The organism is Micromonospora sp. NPDC047762 (assembly GCF_043204655.1).
In the GTDB taxonomy this organism is placed as follows: domain Bacteria; phylum Actinomycetota; class Actinomycetes; order Mycobacteriales; family Micromonosporaceae; genus Micromonospora.
In genome coordinates this window covers 1-21,353 of the sequence record NZ_JBIDCQ010000019.1, presented here as the reverse complement: position 1 = coordinate 21,353, position 21,353 = coordinate 1, and the positions used below count along the sequence as shown (strand labels likewise).

Genomic DNA, 21,353 nt, shown 5'->3' with positions numbered 1-21,353 from the left:
GGATCGCCACCCGCGGCTACGCCACCAGCTGACCCAACCCGAACCACATGACCGAAGGGCCGGACCCCACCACGGGGCCCGGCCCTTCGGCATGACCTCAGTCGGTGGTGAGGACGGCCAGGATCTGCTCGCCGTACTTGGCGAGTTTGCTCTCGCCGACCCCACTGACCTTGGACAGGTCACCCAGCGTGCTGGGCGCGTCGCTGGCGATCTGTCGCAGTGTCGCGTCGTGGAAGATGACGTACGCCGGGACGCCCTGTTCCTTGGCGGTGGTCGCCCGCCAGGCTCGCAGCCGCTCGAACAGCGACGCGGCGGCCGGGGTCAGCTCGGCCACGACGGTGGACGCGCCGCGCGGCTTCGATGAGCGGCTCGATGCCGGCTTCTCCGGCTCGCGACGCATGGTGACCGTACGGCGGCGAGCGAGGACGTCGGCGCTCGCCTCGGTCAGCGCCAGCGTGCCGTAGTCGCCCTCGACGGCGAGGAGCCCTTCGGCGAGCAGTTGTCGGACCACGCCCCGCCACTCGGCCTCGCTGAGCTCGGAGCCGATGCCGAAGACTGTCAGGGAGTCGTGACCGTACTGGCTGATCTTGTCGGTCTGTTTGCCGAGCAGGATGTCGATGCAGTGCCCGGCGCCGAAGCGCTGGTTGCGTTCGCGGTCGAGGCGGAAGACGGCGGAGAGCAACTTCTGAGCGGCGACGGTGCCGTCCCAGGTCTCCGGTGGGGTGAGGCAGGTGTCGCAGTTGCCGCACGCCGCCGTCGTCGTCTCGCCGAAGTATTCGAGCAGTTGGACCCGCCGGCAGCGCACCGTCTCGCAGAGGGCGAGCATCGCGTCCAGGTGTGCGGCCAGGTTGCGGCGGTGGGCGAGGTCCCCGTCGGACGTCTCGATCATTTTGCGTTGCTGGACCACGTCCTGAAGCCCGTACGCCAGCCAGGCGGTTGATGGCAGACCGTCACGGCCGGCGCGGCCGGTCTCCTGGTAGTAGCCCTCGACGGACTTGGGCAGGTCGAGGTGCGCGACGAACCGCACGTCGGGCTTGTCGATGCCCATGCCGAAGGCGATGGTGGCCACCATGACCAGGCCGTCTTCCCGCAGGAAGCGCTGCTGGTTGCGAGCGCGGGTGCCCGCGTCCAGCCCTGCGTGGTACGGCAGCGCGGCGACCCCGTTGGCGGTGAGGAACTCCGCCGTCTTGTCGACCGAGGCACGGGACAGGCAGTAGACGATGCCGGCGTCGCCGGGGTGCTCGTCGCGCAGCAGGGTCAGCAACTGCTTGCGGGGCTCGCGCTTGGGCACGATCCGGTACTGGATGTTGGGCCGGTCGAAACTGGCCACGAAGTGTCGGGCGTCGTCGAGTTTGAGCCGGGTCGCGATCTCGGTGCGGGTGGCGCTGGTCGCGGTGGCGGTCAGGGCGATGCGGGGCACCTGCGGCCAGCGTTCGTGCAGCATCGAGAGCGCGAGGTAGTCGGGGCGGAAGTCGTGCCCCCACTGGGACACGCAGTGCGCCTCGTCGATCGCGAACAGGGAGATGCGACCCCGGTCGAGCAGGGCGAGGGTGGACCGGACGCCGAGCGCCTCCGGGGCGAGGTAGAGCAGGTCCAGCTCGCCGGCGACGAAGGCGGCCTCCACCCGTCGCCGGGCGTCCAGGGTCTGGGTCGAGTTGAGGAACCCGGCGCGTACGCCGACCGCGGTGAGGGCGTCCACCTGGTCCTGCATGAGCGCGATCAGCGGGGACACGACGACGGCGACCCCGTCGCGGACCAGGGCCGGGATCTGGTAGCACAGGGACTTGCCGCCACCGGTGGGCATCAACACCAGCGCGTCGCCGCCATCGACCACGTGATCGATCACGTCCTGCTGGAAACCACGGAACGCGTCGTAGCCGAACACCCGGCGCAGCGCGTCGAGGGCGTCGGAGGCGCTACGCAGATCGGTGGGAGAAGCCATCCGGGGAGTCTACGAGCCGACCCCGACAGCGCCCGCCCGGCGCACCCGGGTCGGGTGGACCGGACGGGCGGGGCGGTCAGCCGGGCTGGCTGGACCGGTTGGCCAGTCCGCGCGGCGGGGCCTTCATCCCGATCACGATGTCGACGATCTCGATGTAGCGGGCCTTGTTGCCCATGCGGAAGGCGGTGGCCGCCGCGTTGATCTCCTCCAGCGTGTCGGCCTCGACCATGGTGACCTGGTCGTACGTGCCGTTCACCCCGGTGCAGACGACGTGGGTGAGCTGCTTGGCGAAGCGGCCCAGGTCGCGGGCGTGCTCGGCGGAGATCTCGTGGATGCCCTCACGTCCGAGGGCGAAGTACTCGGGGTTGATCCGCATGAACAGGAAGCCCACGTACTTGTTCTTGTCCGCCAGGTCGTGCATCGCACCCTCCCAGATATCGGCCTTGACCTGCGGTTATCGCAAGGAGCGTATAGACAGTCACTGATCGTCATCAAGTGCGCGCACTGTCGGGAGCGCGACCGCCGGGCGCTCGGCTGTGCGCCGTCCGGCCACGGGTGCCGGGCGGCGACCGGGTGGCGGGATAGAGTCGCTGATTGACCAATCGCGGCCGAGGGCGGCCGCGGCGCCACGGCTTGGGGGTACGGGTGAGCGAGGCGCGCACAGCCGGGGACCGGATCGACGGCCCGGATGCCAATGGCGAGCAGGTGGCGGCTGAGTCGGAGACCACACTGGTGGTGGTCACCGGCCTCTCCGGGGGTGGCCGCAGTACTGTGGCCCGGGCGTTGGAGAACGTCGGCTACTACGTCGTGGACAACCTGCCGCAGGCCCTGATGCTGGACATGGCCGAGCTGGCGTTCAAGGCGGGCGGCGCGGCTCGGCGTACCGCGATGGTGCTGGACGTGCGGTCGCGGGCCTTCTCCACCGACCTGGCCGGGGCGATCCGGGAGCTCAAGGAGCGCGGATTCTCGCCCCGGGTGGTCTTCGTCGACGCCGACGACGAGGTGCTGATCCGGCGGTTCGAGAGCGTTCGCCGTTCGCATCCGTTGCAGGGTGACGGGCGGCTGGCCGACGGCATCGCCGTGGAGCGCGGCCTGCTGGAGGAGGCCCGTGACCAGGCCGACGTGATCATCGACACCAGCCATCTGAACGTCAACCAGCTCCGGCGCCGCATCGAGGAGCTGTTCGGCGGCGAGGACGCCCGCCGGCTGCGGGTCACCGTGTTGTCGTTCGGCTTCAAGTACGGCCTGCCACCGGACGCCGACTTCGTGTTGGACGCCCGCTTCCTGCCCAATCCGTACTGGGTGCCGGAGCTGCGTGAGCACACCGGGCGGGAGGAGGCGGTCAGCGCGTACGTGCTGGGCCAGGAGGGCGCGGACGCCTTCGTCGCCTCGTACGCCGACCTGGTCAACGCCACCACGACCGGCTTCGAGCGGGAGGGCAAGCGGTACCTCACTGTCGCCGTGGGCTGCACCGGCGGCAAGCACCGCAGCGTGGCCATCGCCGAGGAGTTGGCCAGCCGACTGCGTCACTCGGGGTTGGCGGCGAACGCCCAGCACCGCGACCTGGGGCGGGAATGACGGCCCGGCGGGTGGTGGCGTTCGGCGGCGGGCACGGTCTGTCCGCCTCGTTGCGTGCGCTGCGCCACTGCGCCCCCGAACTCGACCTCGACATCACCGCAGTGGTCACGGTGGGTGACGACGGTGGTTCCAGTGGTCGGTTGCGGGCCGAGCGGGGTGGCCTGCCGCCGGGAGATCTGCGCCAGGCGTTGGTGGCCCTGGCCGGTGACCACCCGGCCACCCGGCGCAGCGCCGGGCTGTTCCAGCACCGCTTCGCCGCCGCGCCGGTGGGCGTACCCGGATCCGGCGCGACCGGCCGGGGCCCGGCGGCGGGCGACGACGCGGGCCGGGACGGCGCGGCTCCACGCGGCACCGACGGGGCGTCTGCCGGCACCGACGGTCTGACCGGGCACGCGGTGGGCAATCTGGTGCTCTGCGGCCTCATGGAGCTGCTCGGCGACCCGGTGGCCGCGCTGGAGCACGCCGGCGCGATGCTCGGCGCGGTGGGCCGGGTGTTGCCGATGTCCCGCCAACCGGTCGGCATCGAGGCGCGGGTACGCGGTGCCGACCCGGCCGCCCCGGACGACGTGTGCACTGTCAGTGGTCAGCACCAGGTGGCCGTGACCACCGGGCGGGTCGAGTCGTTGCGCCTCACCCCGAGCGCTCCACCGGCGTGCGCCGAGGCCATCGAGGCGATCCGGGCGGCCGATTGGTTGATCTTCGGGCCGGGCAGCTGGTACACGAGTGTGCTTCCGCACCTGCTGGTGCCGCAGTTGGCCGACGCGATCGTGTCCACCTCGGCCCGGCGGCTGGTTACCTTGAACCTCGCCGCGGAGAAGGAGACCCTGGGGCTCTCCGTCGCCGATCATCTCGCGGCACTGCACTGGTACCTGCCCGAACTCAAGGTCGATCTTGTGCTCGCCGACGCCAAGGCGGTGGGTGACCCCGAACCGGTCGAACGTGCGGCAGAATCGCTGGGTGCCCGCCTGGTCCTCGCCCCCGTCGCCGTTGTCGACGGGACTCCCCGCCATGATCCGGCTGCTCTGGGCGCCGCGCTGGTGCCTGTCCTGGGCGCCGATCGTTAGACACGTACGTAATCTCCGGCGACACGCCGGAACAGGTCCGTGAGGGGACGCACAATGGCGATGACGGCCGCGGTCAAGGACGAGCTGAGTCGGGTCGACGTGCCCAAGCCCTGCTGCCGGCGGGCGGAGATGGCCGCGCTGCTGCGCTTCGCCGGCGGGCTGCACATCGTCTCCGGCCGCGTGGTGGTGGAGGCGGAACTGGACACCGGGGCGGTCGCCCGGCGGCTGCGCCGGGAGGTCGCCGAGGTCTACGGCTACCCCAGCGAGATCCACGTGCTGGCCTCCGGTGGGCTGCGCAAGGGCAGCCACTTCATCGTGCGGGTGGTCAAGGACGGCGAGGCCCTCGCGCGGCAGACCGGCCTGCTCGACGTGCGGGGTCGCCCGGTGCGGGGGCTGCCCCCACACGTGGTGGCAGCCAACGTCTGCTGCGCGGTCTCCGCGTGGCGGGGCGCGTTCATGGCCCACGGCTCGCTCACCGAGCCCGGCCGCTCCAGCGCGCTGGAGATCACCTGCCCGGGGCCGGAGTCCGCGCTGGCGCTGGTCGGCGCGGCCCGCCGCATCGGCATCACCGCGAAGAACCGCGAGGTACGCGGGGTGGATCGGGTGGTCGTCAAGGACGGCGACGCGATAGCCGCGCTGCTCACCCGGATCGGCGCGCACTCCAGCGTGCTGGCCTGGGAGGAGCGTCGGGTACGCCGCGAGGTGCGGGCCACCGCCAACCGGCTCGCCAACTTCGACGACGCCAACCTGCGCCGCTCGGCGCGGGCGGCGGTCGCCGCGGCCGCCCGGGTCACCCGTGCGCTGGAGATCCTCGCCGACGAGGCGCCCAACCACCTGACCGACGCCGGTCGGCTGCGTCTGGAGCACCGGCAGGCGTCGCTGGAGGAACTGGGCGCCCTGGCCGACCCCCCGCTGACCAAGGACGCCATCGCGGGACGGATCCGCAGGCTCCTGGCGCTGGCCGACAAGCGGGCCCGCGACCTTGGCATCCCGGATACGGAAGCGGCAGTCACGCCCGACATGCTCGTGGTCTGATAGGACGGTGGGGCCGCACGGTGCGACCGGGAGCGCGACCCGGCGCAGCGTGGTCTCGCACGCTCGGATAAGGTCGCTGAGTACGGCAAGGGGGCCGACACCGGCCTTTCTCGTCGTGCCCACCGCCTCGGGCGGTCAGGTCCTCAGACCGCGCGGCGGGGTGGCCGAGATGAACCGTCGACGGCCGGCTCCAACGGTCGGCGCACACCATTCCCGCCGGCCCGTTGTCTGAAGCCGGCGGACCAGAACGCGAGGAGATGGGACCTGTGACCATCCGGGTTGGCATCAACGGCTTTGGCCGAATCGGCCGTAACTTCTTCCGGGCAGTGCTGGCGTCTGACGCCGACATCGAGGTCGTGGCGGTGAACGACCTGACCGACAACGCCACGCTCGCCCACCTGCTCAAGTACGACAGCATCCTCGGTCGCCTGCCGTACGAGGTCAAGGCCAACTCCGACGAGATCACCGTCGGTGGCAAGACCATCAAGGCGTACGCCGAGAAGGACCCGTCGAAGCTGCCGTGGGGCGAGGTCGGCGCCGACGTCGTCATCGAGTCGACCGGCTTCTTCACCGACGCCACCAAGGCCAAGGCGCACGTCGACGGTGGGGCCAAGAAGGTCATCATCTCCGCCCCGGCGAAGAACGAGGACGTCACCGTCGTCATGGGTGTCAACCACGACACCTACGACCCGGCGAAGCACACCATCATCTCCAACGCCTCGTGCACCACCAACTGCCTCGCGCCGATGGCGAAGGTCCTGCACGACACGTTCGGCATCCAGCACGGTCTGATGACGACGATCCACGCGTACACCCAGGACCAGAACCTCCAGGACGCGCCGCACTCGGACCTGCGTCGTGCCCGGGCCGCCGCGCTGAACATCGTCCCGACCTCGACCGGTGCCGCCAAGGCGATCGGCCTGGTCCTGCCGGACCTCAAGGGCAAGCTCGACGGCTACGCCCTGCGGGTGCCGATCCCGACCGGCTCGGTCACCGACCTCACCGTCAACGTGGGTCGCGAGACCACCGTGGACGAGGTCAACGCCGCGCTGAAGGCCGCCGCGGACGGCCCGCTCAAGGGCATCCTGGTCTACAACGAGGACCCGATCGTCTCCACCGACATCGTGACCGACCCGGCGTCGTGCATCTTCGACGCGCCGCTGACCAAGGTCGTCGGCAACCAGGTCAAGGTCGTCGGCTGGTACGACAACGAGTGGGGCTACTCCAACCGCCTCGTCGACCTCGTCAAGCTGGTCGGTTCGTCGCTGTGAGCATCCGGACCCTCGACGACCTGCTCGCCGAGGGGGTGTCGGGTCGGCGCGTGCTGGTGCGCGCCGACCTGAACGTCCCGCTCGACAAGCAGACCGGTGCGATCACGGATGACGGGCGCATCCGCGCGGTGCTGCCGACCCTCGGCGCGCTGGTCGAGGCCGGCGCGAAGGTGGTCGTCTGTTCGCACCTGGGCCGCCCGAAGGGCGCCCCGGACCCGCAGTTCAGCCTGGGCCCGGTCGCCGGGCGGCTCGGTGAGCTGCTGGGCGCGCCGGTGCACTTCGCCACCGACACCGTGGGTGAGTCGGCCCGCGCCACCGTCGCCGACCTGGCTGACGGCCAGGTCGCCCTGCTGGAGAACCTGCGTTTCAACGCGGGCGAGACCAGCAAGGACGAGGCCGAGCGGGGCGCCTTCGCCGACCAGCTCGCCGCGTTCGGCGACGCGTACGTGGACGACGCGTTCGGTGCCGTGCACCGCAAGCACGCCAGCGTCTTCGACGTGCCGGCCCGGTTGCCGCACGTGGCGGGTCGGCTGGTGCTGCGTGAGGTCGAGGTGCTCTCCAAGCTCACCGGTGACCCCGAGCGCCCGTACGTCGTGGTGCTCGGTGGGTCGAAGGTGTCCGACAAGCTCGCCGTGATCGAGGCTCTGCTGCCCACTGTCGACCGGCTGCTCATCGGTGGCGGGATGTGTTTCACCTTCCTCAAGGCCCAGGGCCTGGAGGTGGGCACCTCGCTGCTGGAGAAGGATATGGTCGACACCTGCCGCAACCTGCTGGAGCGGTCCGACGGCAAGATCATGCTGCCGGTCGACGTGGTGGTGGCGGACGCGTTCGCTCCGGACGCGGCGCACGACACGGTGCGGGTCGATGGCATCCCGAGCCACCGGCTCGGCCTGGATGTCGGCCCGGAGACGGTGGCTGGCTTCAGCGCCGCGCTGTCCCAGGCGAAGACGATCTTCTGGAACGGCCCGATGGGTGTGTTCGAGATGCCGGCCTTCGCTGCGGGCACCCGGGGGATCGCCGAGGCGATCACCAAGGCCGACGCGTTCAGCGTCGTCGGTGGCGGTGACTCCGCCGCGGCCGTCCGTGCCCTGGGGCTGGACGAGTCGTCCTTCGGGCACATCTCCACCGGTGGTGGCGCCTCCCTGGAATACCTCGAGGGCAAGACCCTCCCCGGCATCGCGGCCCTGGAGAACTGAATGTCGAGCACCACCCGCCGGCCGCTGATGGCCGGCAACTGGAAGATGAACCTCAACCACCTCGAGGCCAACCTGCTGGTGCAGAAGCTGGCGGCGAGCCTCACCGAGAAGCAGCTCACCGCCGTCGAGACGGTAGTGCTGCCACCCTTCACCGACCTGCGCACCGTGCAGACCGCGGTGGACGGGGACAAGCTGCTGATCGGCTACGGCGGGCAGGACCTCTCCCCGCACGCGTCCGGCGCGTACACCGGGGACATCTCCGGGCCGATGCTGGCCAAGCTCGGCTGCACGTACGTGGTGGTCGGGCACTCCGAGCGGCGGGCCTACCACCACGAGGACGACGCGCTGGTCAACGCCAAGGTCAAGGCGGCGCTGACGCACGGCCTGACGCCGATCCTGTGCGTGGGGGAGGGGCTTGACGTCCGCGAGCAGGGCACCCACGTGGCGCACTGCTCCGACCAGCTCGACGGGGGCCTCGCCGGGCTCACCCCCGAGCAGGTGCGGCAGGTCGTGATCGCGTACGAGCCGGTCTGGGCGATCGGCACCGGCAAGACCGCGACCCCGGACGACGCCCAGGAGGTCTGCGGGGCGGTGCGTCAGCGACTGGCGGAACGCTTCGACCAGGAGACCGCCGACCAGGTTCGGGTCCTCTACGGCGGGTCGGTCAAGGCGTCAAACATCGCCTCGATCATGGCCCAACCGGACGTGGACGGGGGCCTGGTGGGGGGCGCCAGCCTGGACGCCGAGGAATTCGCTCAGATCTGCAGGTTCCCGGAGCACCTCGCCCGCTGATCGCTCGGTATCCTTGACACCGCCCGTCCGCCGGTCGGTGCCGCCGTGCCCGATCAGACCGGGCGAGGATCGCTACGAGAGGAACTGACCCCAGCCATGCCGATCTGGTTCGCATACACGTTGATCGTGTTGCTGGTCATCACGAGCATTCTGCTCACCCTGCTGATCCTGCTGCACCGTGGCAAGGGTGGCGGTCTGTCGAGCATGTTCGGCGGTGGCGTCAGCTCCAGCCTCGCCGGCTCCTCGGTCGCCGAGAAGAACCTGGACCGCTACACCGTTCTGGTGAGCGTCGTCTGGTTCGCCGCCATCATCGGGCTCGGGCTCTGGCTGCGCCTCCAAATGAACAGCGGCGCCTGAGCAGGCTCAGTAAGTCGTACAATCTGCGCGCGGTTCGTCACTCGACGGGCCGCGCGCAGGCTTTTCTCCGCTGCACCGCGTCGCCCGCCGCTCCACCCCCGAAGACGGCGGGTCCCCTCCGACGACAGGAGCGAGCAGCCGTGCCGAATGGCAACGTTATCCGGGGAGCCCGGGTCGGGTCCGCACCGATGCGCCCCGACGAGCGGCACCAACCCGCCCCCCGACAGGACGTCACCTACTGGTGCCGTAACGACCACCGGGTCGACATTCGGATCGCCGCGGACGTCGAACCGCCGCCTCTGTGGGACTGCCCCCGCTGTGGCCTACCCGCCGGTCGGGACGCCCAGAACCCGCCAGGTCGGGTCCGCGCCGAACCGTACAAGAGCCACCTGGCGTACGTGAAGGAGCGGCGCACCGCCGAGGAGGGCGAGGCCCTGCTGAACGAGGCGCTCGCCGCTCTGCGTCGCCGGCGTGGCGAGTAGCGGAGCCGAGTTCAGCGCAGGCTGCGCAGCTTCGCCGGTACGTCGGCTGCCGCCGCCCGGTCGAGCAGCCAGCGGGTGCGGTTCACGCCGCGCACACCGGCCGCCGGCAACTGCACCGGGCCTGCGCCGGCCAACGCCATACCCACCGCGCGAGCCTTGTCGGCGCCGGCGGCCACCAGCCAGACCTCCTCGGCGGTGTTGATCGCCGGCAGGGTGAGGGTGGTCCGCGTCGGCGGCGGCTTGGGGCTGCCCCGCACCGCGCTCACCGGCCGGGTCTCGTAGCCCACCGGGTGCTCGGGGAAGACCGAGGCCACGTGGCCGTCCTCGCCGACGCCCAGCATCAGCACGTCGAAGTGCGGCAGTGTGGCGTGCCCGGGCCGGGCGGCGCGGGCCAGCTCCTGCGCGTACTCGGCAGCCGCCGCCTCGGGGTCGTTGCCGGCCGGGCCGTCCGAGGCCGGCATCGCGTGCACCCGGGCCGGATCCAGTGGCACCACGTCCAGCAGGGCGGCCCGGGCCTGCGTCTCGTTGCGGTCCGGATCACCGGCGGGCAGGAACCGTTCGTCGCCCCACCACACGTCGACCCGGGACCAGTCCACCGCGTCGCGGGCCGGCAGCGTCGCGACCGCCCGGTAGACGGCCGCCGCGACCCGACCTCCGGTGAGCACCACCGAGGCTTCGCCCCGGTCGGCCTGGGCGTCGAGCAGCTTCACCAGCAACCGGGCCGCCACGGCCTGCGCCAGCAGGTCGGCGTCGGCGTGGACGGCGACACTCGCCTCACTCATGGTTGCGCCTTCGTTCGAGGACCGCGAGACGGTCGCTGTCGTGCCCGGGGCGGTGTGCCCGAGGTGGTGGGGCGGAAACCCCGGAGATTGCGGGGCAGGGCCGGTGCGTACCGGCCCTGCCCGACGTTGTGCCCCGGCTGGGCTCAGCCCTCGCCGCTCGTGCCGACGTGCGCGGTCACCCCGGCCTCGGCGCGCTGTGCGGTGGCCGGATCCTTCCAGACGTGGACCCGCTGCGCGGGGCGCTGATCCAGCCCCCGCAGCCCGACAGTCGCGCCCAGCGCCTCCGCGTACACCTGGTCGGCGTCCAGCCGGCGCAGCTCCTCGGCCAGCTCGTCGCCGAGGGGGCGGCGCACCAGCGGCAGGGCCCGGTCGTCCTGGCCCGTGCGCCGGAACACGGCCATGCTGTCCTCGCGGGTCAGCGTCAGCTGATCGCCGTTGGCGCAGCTGAGCTGCACCTCCCGCATCCGGGGGAACTCGTTGCTGTCCACCCGGCGTGGGGTGATGCCGAGCCGGCTGGACAGCCAACCGGCCATCAGCGCCGCCGTGGGGTCGGTGGGAGGCGCGACGATCGTCGCCTCGGTGACCCGGGCGTTGGTGGTGTCGAACGCCCCGGCGACCAGGGTGCGCCACGGGGTGATCCGGGTCCACGCCAGGTCGGTGTCGCCCGGGGCGTAGTCCCGGGCCCGCTGCCGCAGCGCCTCCACCGGGTCGGCGGCCTGCGCGGAGTCGGTGATCCTCCGGTCGGCCACCACCCCGAGGAAGTCGGTGGCGATCTCCGCCGGAGGCTCGCCGTGCCACCAGGTGACCACCGGTACGTCGGGAACGAGCAGCGGCATCACCACCGACTCGGCGTGCAGGGACAACCGGCCGTACATCCGGGTGACCACCGCCTCGCACGGGCCGAGGCGGCCGCCGACCACGATCTCCGCGTCCAGTCGGTTGCGGTCCCGCTCGATCTCCGAGCGGACCACCACCACGAGGCGGCACGGGTGCGCCGCGGCGGCGATCGTCGCCGCGGCCTCAGCCTCCCGGACCCGCTTCTCGTCCACCACCACGATGAGGGTGAGCGCCATGCCGCTGGCCACCCCGCCGGCGCTGCGCCGCTCGGCGGCGAGCGCCTTGACCACCTCGTTGCCGGTGGTGTCCCACAGCCCGATCATGCTCGTCTCCAGGCGCGGCCCTCGCGGGCCAGCATCTCGTCGGAGGCCCGGGGGCCCCACTCGCCGGCCCGGTACGGCTCCGGGGTGGTGCCCTCCCAGGCGTGCTCCAGGGGGTCGATCACCTGCCAGCTCTGCTCGACCTCGGCCGCGTCCGGGAACAGGGTGCGGTCGCCGATCAGCACGTCCAGCACCAGACGCTCGTACGCCTCGGGGCTGGACTCGGTGAACGCCTCGCCGTACTGGAAGTCCATCGCGATGTCGCGGACCTCCATGGTCGTGCCCGGCACCTTCGAGCCGAACTTGAGCACCACACCCTCGTCCGGCTGCACCCGGATGACCAGCTGGTTGTTGCCCAGCGACTCCATGTCGGCGTCGTTGAACGGCAGGTGCGGCGCCTTCTTGAACATGATGGCGACCTCGGTGACCCGCCGTGGCAGCCGCTTGCCGGCCCGGATGTAGAACGGCACCTCCGCCCAACGGCGGTTCTGGATGCCCAACCGCACCGCCACGTACGTCTCAGTGGTGGAGTCGGCGGGGACGTCCCGCTCTTCCAGGTAACCGACAGCGCGTTCGCCGCCGACCCAGCCCGGCAGGTACTGACCGCGGACGGTGTCCCGGGCGACGTCGGTGGGCAGGGTGATGGCCTTGAGCACCTTCAGCTTCTCGGCCCGGATCTCGTCGGCGTCGAAGCTGGTCGGCTCCTCCATCGCCACCAGGGCGAGGAGTTGGAGGAGGTGGTTCTGCAGTACGTCGCGGGCGGTGCCGACGGTGTCGTAGAAGCCGGCGCGCGTGCCGATACCGACGTCCTCCGCCATGGTGATCTGCACAGAGTCGACGTACTTGGAGTTCCACAGCGGCTCGAACAGGTTGTTGGCGAACCGCAGGGCGAGGATGTTCTGAACTGTCTCCTTGCCCAGGTAGTGGTCGATCCGGAAGACGTCCTGCCGGGTGAACACGTCGTCGACGAGGTCGTTGAGCGCCTTCGCCGAGGGCAGGTCGTTACCGAACGGCTTCTCCACCACGACCCGACGCCAACCGCCGGACTTGTCGTTGTCGGCCATCCCGGTGCGGGCCAGTTGCTTGAGCACGACAGGGAACGCGGCCGGCGGGATGGAGAAGTAGAACGCCGCGTTGCCGGTGATGCCGTGGGTCTGGCGCAGATCGTCAAGCGTCGAGGCGAGAGTGTCGAAGGCGGCGTCGTCGTCGAACGAACCGCCAACGAACTTGATGTTGCCGGCCAGCCGCGCCCACACCTCGTCCCGCCACGGGGTGCGGGCGTGCTTGCGGGCAGCCTCGCAGGCCAACGTCTCGAAGTCGCCGTCACCCCAGTCCCGGCGCGCGAAACCGAGCACCACGAAGCCCGGCGGCAACAGCCCCCGGTTGGCCAGGTCGTAGACCGCAGGGAGCAGTTTCTTGCGGGCCAGGTCGCCGGTCACCCCGAAGATCACCAGAGCACAGGGCTCCGGGATCCGGGGCAACCGGCGGTCCTGCGGGTCGCGCAGCGGGTTCACCGAACCGCCTCCTCGCTCCGCCTCAGTCACGTCGTCCATCCTCACGCCCGCAGATCACCGGCCGCGTCCAGTAGTTGGGCGACACCGGTGGCCCGGTCGGTGAGGTGCAACCGCAGCAACGGCCGCTCCCGACCGGCGAGAGCCTGCCGGTCACCGGCGGCCTGCGCCGCCTGCAACTCACCGAAGGTGTACGGCTTGCCCGGCACCGCCAGGTCCTCGGCGACCGCGCCGGTCACCTGGAGGTAGCTGCCCACCTGCGGGCCGCCCTTGTGGTACTGGCCCGTCGAGTGCAGGAAGCGCGGACCCCAGCCGAAGGTGACCGGTCGGCCACCCGCCTGCGCCAGCAGCGACCGCAGCTTGGCCGTGTCGGCGTCGGCGAACCGGTCGAGGTACGCCATCACCGCGAGGTAACCGTCGTCGCCCAGCCCGTCGAGCAGCCAGCGCAGCACACCGGCCAGGTCCCCGGGGGCGCCCTGCGGGGCGTACACCTCGATCGCGCCCTCGGTGAACGACGGCGTCTCCGCCGGCAGGCCCGAGGCCAGGATCTTGTTGGTGTTCTCCTTGGACTCGGTGACGTTCGGCTGGTTGAACGGGTCGATGCCGAGCACCACACCGGCCACCGCGGTGGCGTACTCCCAGGCCAGGAACTGAGCGCCCAGCGGGCCGTTGACGGCCACGTCCGGGGTGGCCCCGCCGCCCGGCATGTCACCGGGGGCCAGCGCGCCGCCGTAGCTGACCGTCAGCACGTCCGCGCCGGTGGCGCCGGGGCTCTGCGGAGACTCCACGACCACCGGCAGGATGCCCACCCCGGCCTTGCCCGTCGACTCGGCGATCAGCTGCTCCGCCCAGTCGCCGAGCCCGTCGATGCCGGTGCCGTCGGAGACCAGGGCGACCTTGTCCCGGGCGAGCGTGGCCGCCGCGCCCAGAGCGGCGCCCAGCGCCAGCGCCGGGTTGTTCTGGTCCGCGCCGAGCGAGGTGGCCAGCGCGTCGGCCTGGTCGAGCAGCTCCGCGACCTCGACCCCGGCCAGCGCCGAGGGCACCAGACCGAACGCGGTGAGCGCCGAGTAGCGGCCGCCGACGTTCGGGTCGGCGAGCACCGTGAACGCGCCCATCTCGGCCGCGGTGGCCTCCAGCGGCGAACCCGGGTCGGTGACGATGACGAAGTGCCGGCCGGCCTCCGCCTCGGTCATCCCGGCGTCCAGGAACGCCTGCCAGTACGCGCGCCGGTGGCTGTCGGTCTCCACCGTCGACCCGGACTTGCTGGCCACCACCACGACGGTGCGCTCCAGCCGGTCACCGAGCGCCGCCCGGACCTGGCCCGGGTCGGTGGTGTCCAGCACCGTCAACGGGCGGCCCAACGTCTGGGTGATCACCTCGGGCGCGAGCGAAGAACCGCCCATGCCGGCGAGCACCACGTGATCCAGGTCGGCCAGCTCCGCGCTCAGCTCGGCCAACTGGACGAGCAGCTCGCGGCTGCGCCGGTGGGTGTCCACCCAGCCCAGCCGGATCTTGGCCTCGGCCTCGGCGTCCGGACCCCACAGGCTGGCGTCCTTGCCCGCCAGCTTGCCCGGGACGCCGGCCTTGACCAGCGCGTCCCGGGTCGAGGCCGGCGCGGCCTTGTCGACCGCGTCCGCGCCGTACACGGAGAGCCCGGCGGCTGCCTCCACCGGCCCCGCAAGCAGGTCGCTCATGCGCCACCCGCCTTGTCGGCGGCCTTGGCGTTGCCCTTGGCGGCCTTGTTCGGCGCGCCGGTGCCCTGCGCCGCGGCCTTCAGCGACTTGGTCACCCCGTCGAGCAGCTCCTGCCAGCTGACCTCGAACTTCTCCACGCCCTCGCGCTCCAGGGTGGCGATCACGTCGGCCAGGTCGACCCCGACCGACTCCAGGTCCGCGAAGACCTTCCGGGCCGCGTCGTAGGCCCCGGTGACGGTGTCACCGCGGGTCTCGGCATGATCGGCGTACGCGTTGACGACCGACTCCGGCATGGTGTTGACAGTGCCGGGGGCGATCAGCTCCTCGACGTAGATGGTGTCCTTGTAGTCCGGGTTCTTCGTCGAGGTGGACGCCCACAGCGGCCGCTGCGGGTGCGCGCCGGCCGCGGCGAGCGCCTTCCAGCGGTCCGAGGCGAACACCTCGGTGTAGCGCTCGTACGCCAGTTGGGCGTTGGCGACGGCGGCCTTACCCCTGAGCGACTTGGCCTGGTCGGAGCCGATCTTCTCCAGCCGCTTGTCGACCTCGGCGTCGACCCGGGACACGAAGAAGGACGCGACCGAGCCGATCTTCGACAGGTCGTGGCCGTTGGCCTTGGCCTGCTCCAGGCCGGCGAGGAACGCCTCCATGACCGCCGAGTAGCGGTCCAGACCGAAGATCAGGGTCACGTTGACGCTGATCCCCTCGGCGAGCGTGTCGGTGATCGCCGACAGGCCCTCCTCGGTGGCCGGGATCTTGATGTAGAGGTTCGGCCGGTCGACAAGCCACCACAGCGCCTTGGCCTCGGCGACGGTCTTGTCCGCGTCGTGCGCGCTGCGGGGGTCCACCTCGATCGAGACGCGGCCGTCGACGCCGTCGCTGCCGTCGTACGACGGGCGCATCACGTCGCAGGCCCACCGCACGTCGTACGTGGTGAGCATGCGGACGGCCTCTTCCACGTCCACGTCACGAGTAGCGAGGTCGCGCAGTTGCCAGTTGTACTCGTCGGCGTCGCTCAGGGCCTTGGCGAAGATCGTCGGGTTGGTGGTGACGCCGGCCACGTGCTTCTCGCGGCGGAGCTGGTCCAGCCCGCCGGAGCTCAGTCGTACCCGGGAAAGGTCGTCGAGCCAGACCGCCACGCCCGCGGCGGTCAGCTCATTCAGCTTGTCGGTCATGCCGTCCACGCTCCCTCAGTTGCCGGTCGTGAAACCGGTGATGTCGCCCACCCGGGCCAGCGAGGCGTGTGCCGCCGCCACGATCCGGTCACCGGTGAACCCGAACTGCTCGAAGAGCACGGTGTGCGGGGCACTCGCGCCGTAGTGCTCGATGCTGACGCTCTCGCCCAGGTCACCGACGATGCCGCGCCAGGACATCGCGATGCCCGCCTCCACGCTCACCCGTGCCTTTACCCCACGGGGGAGCACCGATTCCCGGTATGCCTCGTCCTGCTCGTAGAACCACTCCTGGCACGGCATCGACACGACCCGGGTCGGGGTGCCGTCGGCCTCCAGCCGCTCCCGGGCGGTCAGGCAGAGCTGCACCTCGGAGCCGGTGCCCACGATGATCACCTGGGGCTTGCCGTTGGACGCCTCGGCCAACACGTAGCCACCCTTGGTCACGCCCTCCGCGCTGCCCAGGACGTCGCGGTCCAGGGTCGGCAGCGGCTGACGACTCAACGCCAGCGCGGTGGGCCGGTCGGTGTGCTCCAGCGCCTGCCGCCACGCCCAGGCGGTCTCGTTGGCGTCGGCCGGGCGGACCACATCCAGGCCGGGAATGGCGCGCAGCGCGGTCAGGTGCTCCACCGGCTGGTGGGTCGGGCCGTCCTCGCCGAGGCCGATCGAGTCGTGCGTCCAGACGTAGGTCACCGGCAGCTTCATCAGCGCGGCCAGCCGCACCGACGGACGCATGTAGTCGCTGAACACCAGGAACGTGCCGCCGTAGGGGCGGGTGCCGCCGTGCAGGGCGATGCCGTTGAGGATCGCGCCCATGGCGTGCTCACGGATGCCGAAGTGCAGCGTGCGGCCGTACTCGTGGCCGGGGAAGTCCTTGGTGGCGTGGGCGGCCGGGATGAACGACGGCTCGCCCTTCATCGTGGTGTTGTTGCTCTCGGCCAGGTCGGCCGAGCCGCCCCACAGCTCCGGGAGCACCGGCGCGAGCGCCTCCAGCACCTTGCCGGAAGCGGCCCGGGTGGCCACACCCTTGGCGTCCGCGGGGAAGACCGGCAACGCGTCGGTCCAGCCGTCGGGGAGTACGCGGCCAGCCAACCGCTCGTAGAGCGCGGTGCGCTCCGGGTTGGCCTTCTTCCAGGCGTCGAACGCGGCGGTCCACTCCTGCTCGGCCGCGTCGCCGCGACCCATCACCGTGCGGGCGTGGCTGAGCACCTCCTCGTCGACCTGGAAGGTCTGCTCCGGGTCGAAGTCGAGGATCCGCTTGGTGGCCTTCACCTCATCGGCGCCGAGCGCCGAACCGTGGATCTTGCCGGTGTTCTGCTTGTTGGGCGCGGGCCAGCCGATGATGGTGCGCAGCGCGATGAAGGAGGGGCGGGCGGTCTCCGCCTTGGCGGCCACCAGCGCCGCGTACAGCGCCTCGGCGTCCTCGTGGTAGTCGCCCTGGTCGGCGTCGCCGCTGCGCCAGTCGACGGTCTGCACGTGCCAGCCGTACGCCTCGTAGCGGGCGGCCACGTCCTCGCTCTTGGCGATCCGGGTGTCGTCCTCGATGGAGATCTCGTTGTCGTCGTAGATCACCGTGAGGTTGCCCAGCTGCTGGTGCCCGGCGAGGGCGCTGGCCTCGTGGCTGATGCCCTCCTCGATGTCACCGTCGGAGACGATGCACCAGATGTCGTGGTCGAAGACGGACGCGCCGAGCTCGGCCTCGGGGTCGAACAGGCCGCGCTCGCGGCGGGCCGCCATGGCCATGCCGACCGCGTTGCCCAGACCCTGCCCGAGCGGGCCGGTGGTGGTCTCCACGCCCGGCGTGTGCCCGTGCTCGGGGTGCCCCGGCGTCTGCGAGCCCCACTGCCGCAGCGACTTGAGGTCGTCCAGGCTCAGCGGGTAACCGGAGAGGAACAGCTGGATGTAAAGCGTCAGGCTGGAGTGCCCGGCCGAGAGAACGAACCGGTCGCGGCCGGGCCAGTTGGGGTCGGCCGGGTTGTGCCGCATGACGCGGTTGAAGAGGAGGTACGCCGCGGGCGCGAGGCTCATCGCGGTGCCCGGGTGACCGTTGCCGGATTTCTCTACGGCGTCCATGGCCAGCACGCGGACGGTGTCTACGGCCCGGCGATCGAGGTCGGACCAGTTCAGTGCGGGGTGCTCGGGTCGTTTAACAGCCACGATGGTTGTGCTCCTCGGCAGATGGGCGGAACCCTCACCGATGACCTTATCGAGCGTCCCTAAACATGCGCCCGGGGATCTGCGCATGGTGTGCGCTACGTGACCATCCGGATGCTCGGTTCAACCCGGTGGTGTGACGGCCCGCACCGTTGTCGGGTCGGCCGGGCAGCCAAAACGACGACGCGTAGTGTGTGGGGCGGTATGCGGATCCGTGCGGTCCCGACCGATCCGATCTCCCCGTGCCCGATGCCGGAAGGTGGCAATCCGTGAGCATGATCACCGAGCGCCCCGCGAGCAACCCGGCCGGGCCACACCCGGCGCGGGCGGCCGAGGGCCCGGTGGCCCGGCGGGACGTACGCGCGGTTCTCTCGGCGTACGTGTCGCTCACCAAGCCGCGGATCGTCGAGTTGCTGCTGGTAACCACCATCCCGGCGATGATGCTCGCCGAGGGTGGGCTGCCGTCGCTCTGGCTGATGGCCATCGTGCTGATCGGCGGCTCGCTCGCCGCCGGTGCGGCAAGCGTCCTCAACTGCTACATCGACCGCGACATCGACCAGTTGATGCGGCGTACCAAGCGTCGGCCGCTGCCGGCACACACCGTGTCGCCGCGGAGCGCGCTGATCTTCGGTCTGGTGCTGGCGGCGGTGTCGGTGGCCCTGATGGCGGCGTTCACCAACCTGCTGGCCGCCGGGCTGACCCTCGCCGCGATCGCCTACTACGACCTCGTCTACACCCTGTGGCTCAAGCGTTCCACCCCGACGAACACCTTCTGGGGCGGCGCCTGCGGGGCGGCACCGGTGCTGATCGGGTGGGCTGCGGTGACCGGCTCACTGGCGCCGGCCGCCTGGGGGCTCTTCGCTGTGGTCTTCTTCTGGCAGATGCCGCACTTCTACCCGCTCGCCATGAAGTACAAGGACGACTACGCCCGGGCCGGCATCCCGATGCTGCCGGTGGTGGCCTCGACTCGCCGGGTGAACGCCGAGATCCTGATCTTCGCGTGGCTCACCGTGCTCACCTCCCTGGCCGTCTGGCCGCTGGGGCTCAGCGCGATCTACGGGGTGCCGACCCTGGTGGTGGGTGCCATCTTCATCCTCGAGGCACACCGACTCTGCCGGCGCGCGACGCGCGGCGAGGCGGTCAAGCCGATGCGGCTGTTCCACTGGTCGACGACGTACCTGACGATCGTCTTCGTGGCCGTCGCGCTCGACGCGCTGATCTGACCCGTCCCGGCCGACTCCGCTCTCCGCTCTCCGCGTCGAATGCGGTGGCCTGCGCCCGTCAGCTCCTCTCGCTGCCTTCTACCGCGCCGCGTGCGGCTTCGCGGCCCTGGCGATGTCCGTCTGCCGCGTTGTCCGTCCGGTCAGGTTGTCCGATCAGTTGGCGCGCAGTGGCTCGGGTCGGCGGCGATCGATGCCGCTGATCTGCTGACTAATCACGGACGTGGATGAGTTGTCCGGGTTTAACGTCACATCAGAGTAACTTTCTACATGAGTCGGATCGGCTCAACCTGGGAGGGTTCGAAGGCGATTTGCCTGCGCGCTTTGGGCGTAAAAGTCGGTAAATAATCGGACAGCAAACCTGTGGTCGTCCTTAAACCTGTAGGTAATTGGCATCACAAAAGGTTCATGGTTCTCGCCCGACGGGGTGCAAGTCTGCTTAGGCTTCGCGTCATGGCAGATGGTTCCGATACGACGCTGACCGCTGAGCAGACCGCCGGCGAGCAGGCGCCCCTAGGCCTGGTTGCGGGTCTCAAGGCGTTCGCCGCAGAACACGGCGGCGCGAAGGCGGTCATCGAGTACGTCGGCAAGCGCGGCGCGCGAATCGTCCTGGTCGGTGCCGACGGTGAGTGGGGCGACCAGTTCGCCGACGACACCGTCACCGCCCGGGAGGCGTGCGCCAAGGCGGGAGTCGCCGTCGAGAACGCCTGGGAGCGTGAACTGATGGACCAGATGCGTCCGAGCAACGACCTCTGGCGGTCGATGGCCCGGCGCACGATGGCCCGGTGAACAGACACCTGAATTGACCACATATCACCAGTCGACCCGGGGGGAACCCCGGGTCGCTCTCGTCACCTGCTCCGACCTGGCCGAGCTCGACCCGGACGACCGGCTGGTCCTCGCCCCGCTCGCCACCCGTGGCGTCGCCGTCCAGGCCGTCGTCTGGGACGACCCCGACGTCGACTGGTCGTCCTACAACCTGGTCGTGCTCCGGTCACCCTGGGACTACGCGCTGCGCCGCGACGAGTTCGTGTCCTGGGCGTCGACCGTGCCGACACTCGTCAACCCGGCCGACGTGGTCCGCTGGAACACCGACAAGCGCTACCTCGCCGAGCTGAGCGCCGCCGGCGTGCCAACCGTGCCGACAGCCTGGATCATGCCGGGGGAGAGCTGGCAGCCGCCCGCCGAGACCGGCGAGTACGTGCTCAAACCCGCCGTCAGCGCCGGCAGTCAGGACACCGGCCGGTACGACCTGTCCGACCCGGAGCACCGCGACCTTGCCGCCGCACACGTTCGCCGACTCTCCGAGGCCGGCCGGGTCACCATGGTCCAGCCGTACCTGCGGGCCGTCGACACCGAAGGCGAGACGGCTCTTCTCTTCCTGGCCGGTCCCGAAGGGCTCGCGTTCAGCCACGCGATCCGCAAGGGTCCGATGCTGTCCGGGCCGGACCTCGGTCCGGACGGGCTGTACAAGGCCGAAGAGATCACCGCCCGCACCGCTCGCCCCGAGCAGTTGGCGGTGGCCGAGCAGACCCTCGCGACGGTGCCCGGCGGCACCCGACAGCTGCTCTACGCCCGGGTCGACCTGATTCCCGGCCCGGACGGCGAGCCGGTCCTGGTCGAGCTGGAGCTGACCGAGCCGTCGCTCTTCATCGGGTACGCGGACGGCGCCCCCGAGCGACTCGCCACCGCGATCACCACTCACCTGGCCCGCAACGCCTAACCACTCACACAACAAGCAACTCCCGAACGGCCGCCCGCGCCGCGCGCACGTGCGTCCGGCTGCCGCGCGTCCGTGCTGCGGCCGGCAAGATCGCGCAACATCCTGGTTCTAGTGGCTTCCCGGCGTTCCGTGGCCGCTACATCCTGGTTCGAGTGCGATCTTGGTGGCCTGGGGCGCCAAGGCCGGGTTCCGATCTCCGAAAAGCGGTGTTCGTCGTCAAGATCTG

The 21,353-nt window shown here is 70.8% G+C and carries 19 protein-coding genes; 11 read left to right on the top strand and 8 right to left on the bottom strand.

Going from position 1 to position 21,353, the window contains the following annotated elements:
- Positions 1-97: 97 nt before the first annotated feature.
- Positions 98-1,942: a DNA helicase RecQ gene (recQ, locus tag ACGF3C_RS33325; protein WP_393227774.1), complete on the bottom strand. Its 1,845-nt coding sequence runs from the start codon at positions 1,940-1,942 to the stop codon at positions 98-100.
- A 76-nt stretch (positions 1,943-2,018) separates the two neighbouring features.
- Positions 2,019-2,363 (bottom strand): hypothetical protein, encoded by a 345-nt coding sequence (locus tag ACGF3C_RS33320; RefSeq protein ID WP_355009940.1) that lies wholly within the window; start codon positions 2,361-2,363, stop codon positions 2,019-2,021.
- 254 nt (positions 2,364-2,617) lie between these two features.
- Between ACGF3C_RS33320 and rapZ the strand changes: the two genes are divergently transcribed.
- The 8 genes from rapZ (at position 2,618) to ACGF3C_RS33280 (ending at position 9,717) form a co-directional block, all read left to right on the top strand.
- A complete protein-coding gene (rapZ, locus tag ACGF3C_RS33315) occupies positions 2,618-3,520 on the top strand; it encodes an RNase adapter RapZ (RefSeq protein WP_357234897.1) in 903 nt (300 codons plus the stop codon).
- On the top strand, positions 3,517-4,584 hold the full coding sequence (locus ACGF3C_RS33310; protein WP_393227771.1) for a 2-phospho-L-lactate transferase CofD family protein: 1,068 nt from the start codon (positions 3,517-3,519) through the stop codon (positions 4,582-4,584). Before rapZ ends, ACGF3C_RS33310 begins: the two co-directional genes overlap by 4 nt.
- A 54-nt stretch (positions 4,585-4,638) precedes the next feature.
- Positions 4,639-5,619 carry a DNA-binding protein WhiA gene (whiA, locus tag ACGF3C_RS33305; protein ID WP_210785006.1) on the top strand — a complete coding sequence of 327 codons (981 nt, stop codon included), beginning with the start codon at positions 4,639-4,641 and terminating at the stop codon, positions 5,617-5,619.
- A 266-nt stretch (positions 5,620-5,885) separates the two neighbouring features.
- Positions 5,886-6,890 carry a type I glyceraldehyde-3-phosphate dehydrogenase gene (gap, locus tag ACGF3C_RS33300; protein WP_357198555.1) on the top strand — a complete coding sequence of 335 codons (1,005 nt, stop codon included), beginning with the start codon at positions 5,886-5,888 and terminating at the stop codon, positions 6,888-6,890.
- Positions 6,887-8,086 carry a phosphoglycerate kinase gene (locus tag ACGF3C_RS33295; protein WP_357232530.1) on the top strand — a complete coding sequence of 400 codons (1,200 nt, stop codon included), beginning with the start codon at positions 6,887-6,889 and terminating at the stop codon, positions 8,084-8,086. The genes gap and ACGF3C_RS33295 overlap by 4 nt, the downstream gene beginning before the upstream one ends.
- A complete protein-coding gene (gene tpiA / locus ACGF3C_RS33290; protein WP_393227767.1) occupies positions 8,087-8,878 on the top strand; it encodes a triose-phosphate isomerase in 792 nt (263 codons plus the stop codon).
- A gap of 96 nt (positions 8,879-8,974) precedes the next feature.
- The gene (gene secG / locus ACGF3C_RS33285) at positions 8,975-9,235 is read left to right on the top strand and encodes a preprotein translocase subunit SecG (protein ID WP_121653040.1); all 261 of its coding nucleotides are present in this window, start codon (positions 8,975-8,977) and stop codon (positions 9,233-9,235) included.
- Positions 9,236-9,375: 140 nt separating this feature from the next.
- Positions 9,376-9,717, top strand: a complete 342-nt coding sequence (locus ACGF3C_RS33280; protein WP_357232536.1) for an RNA polymerase-binding protein RbpA — start codon at positions 9,376-9,378, stop codon at positions 9,715-9,717.
- Positions 9,718-9,728: 11 nt separating this feature from the next.
- Here ACGF3C_RS33280 and pgl read toward each other — a convergent pair whose 3' ends face one another.
- The 6 genes from pgl to tkt all read right to left on the bottom strand — a co-directional run bounded on the left by pgl (position 9,729) and on the right by tkt (position 18,187).
- Positions 9,729-10,499 (bottom strand): 6-phosphogluconolactonase, encoded by a 771-nt coding sequence (gene pgl, locus ACGF3C_RS33275; protein WP_393227763.1) that lies wholly within the window; start codon positions 10,497-10,499, stop codon positions 9,729-9,731.
- Between the two features lie 143 nt (positions 10,500-10,642).
- Positions 10,643-11,659 (bottom strand): glucose-6-phosphate dehydrogenase assembly protein OpcA, encoded by a 1,017-nt coding sequence (locus ACGF3C_RS33270; protein ID WP_357229947.1) that lies wholly within the window; start codon positions 11,657-11,659, stop codon positions 10,643-10,645.
- Entirely contained in the window at positions 11,656-13,209 is a 1,554-nt protein-coding gene (gene zwf / locus ACGF3C_RS33265; protein WP_357229945.1) for a glucose-6-phosphate dehydrogenase, read from the bottom strand. The genes ACGF3C_RS33270 and zwf overlap by 4 nt, the downstream gene beginning before the upstream one ends.
- Positions 13,210-13,211: 2 nt before the next feature.
- A complete protein-coding gene (locus ACGF3C_RS33260) occupies positions 13,212-14,861 on the bottom strand; it encodes a glucose-6-phosphate isomerase (protein WP_393227760.1) in 1,650 nt (549 codons plus the stop codon).
- Positions 14,858-16,033 carry a transaldolase gene (tal, locus tag ACGF3C_RS33255; protein ID WP_393227758.1) on the bottom strand — a complete coding sequence of 392 codons (1,176 nt, stop codon included), beginning with the start codon at positions 16,031-16,033 and terminating at the stop codon, positions 14,858-14,860. Before tal ends, ACGF3C_RS33260 begins: the two co-directional genes overlap by 4 nt.
- A 15-nt stretch (positions 16,034-16,048) precedes the next feature.
- Positions 16,049-18,187, bottom strand: coding sequence for a transketolase (tkt, locus tag ACGF3C_RS33250; protein ID WP_355009949.1), 2,139 nt, complete (start codon positions 18,185-18,187; stop codon positions 16,049-16,051).
- Positions 18,188-18,453: 266 nt separating this feature from the next.
- Here tkt and ACGF3C_RS33245 point away from each other — a divergent pair, with 266 nt between their 5' ends.
- The 3 genes from ACGF3C_RS33245 (at position 18,454) to ACGF3C_RS33235 (ending at position 21,127) form a co-directional block, all read left to right on the top strand.
- The gene (locus ACGF3C_RS33245) at positions 18,454-19,407 is read left to right on the top strand and encodes a heme o synthase (RefSeq protein WP_357229939.1); all 954 of its coding nucleotides are present in this window, start codon (positions 18,454-18,456) and stop codon (positions 19,405-19,407) included.
- A gap of 450 nt (positions 19,408-19,857) precedes the next feature.
- Entirely contained in the window at positions 19,858-20,193 is a 336-nt protein-coding gene (locus tag ACGF3C_RS33240; protein ID WP_393227755.1) for a hypothetical protein, read from the top strand.
- A 13-nt stretch (positions 20,194-20,206) separates the two neighbouring features.
- Positions 20,207-21,127, top strand: a complete 921-nt coding sequence (locus tag ACGF3C_RS33235) for a RimK family alpha-L-glutamate ligase (RefSeq protein WP_393227752.1) — start codon at positions 20,207-20,209, stop codon at positions 21,125-21,127.
- The last annotated feature ends 226 nt before the right edge of the window (positions 21,128-21,353 follow it).

Bases quoted from the DNA above. Each gene is read 5' to 3' on its own strand.
- recQ (WP_393227774.1), bottom strand. From the start codon at position 1,942: ATGGCTTCTCCCACCGATCTGCGTAGCGCCTCCGACGCCCTCGACGCG.
- ACGF3C_RS33320 (WP_355009940.1), bottom strand. From the start codon at position 2,363: ATGCACGACCTGGCGGACAAGAACAAGTACGTGGGCTTCCTGTTCATG.
- ACGF3C_RS33310 (WP_393227771.1), top strand. From the start codon at position 3,517: ATGACGGCCCGGCGGGTGGTGGCGTTCGGCGGCGGGCACGGTCTGTCC.
- whiA (WP_210785006.1), top strand. From the start codon at position 4,639: ATGGCGATGACGGCCGCGGTCAAGGACGAGCTGAGTCGGGTCGACGTG.
- tpiA (WP_393227767.1), top strand. From the start codon at position 8,087: ATGTCGAGCACCACCCGCCGGCCGCTGATGGCCGGCAACTGGAAGATG.
- secG (WP_121653040.1), top strand. From the start codon at position 8,975: ATGCCGATCTGGTTCGCATACACGTTGATCGTGTTGCTGGTCATCACG.
- pgl (WP_393227763.1), bottom strand. From the start codon at position 10,499: ATGAGTGAGGCGAGTGTCGCCGTCCACGCCGACGCCGACCTGCTGGCG.
- ACGF3C_RS33270 (WP_357229947.1), bottom strand. From the start codon at position 11,659: ATGATCGGGCTGTGGGACACCACCGGCAACGAGGTGGTCAAGGCGCTC.
- zwf (WP_357229945.1), bottom strand. From the start codon at position 13,209: ATGGACGACGTGACTGAGGCGGAGCGAGGAGGCGGTTCGGTGAACCCG.
- ACGF3C_RS33260 (WP_393227760.1), bottom strand. From the start codon at position 14,861: ATGAGCGACCTGCTTGCGGGGCCGGTGGAGGCAGCCGCCGGGCTCTCC.
- tal (WP_393227758.1), bottom strand. From the start codon at position 16,033: ATGACCGACAAGCTGAATGAGCTGACCGCCGCGGGCGTGGCGGTCTGG.
- ACGF3C_RS33240 (WP_393227755.1), top strand. From the start codon at position 19,858: ATGGCAGATGGTTCCGATACGACGCTGACCGCTGAGCAGACCGCCGGC.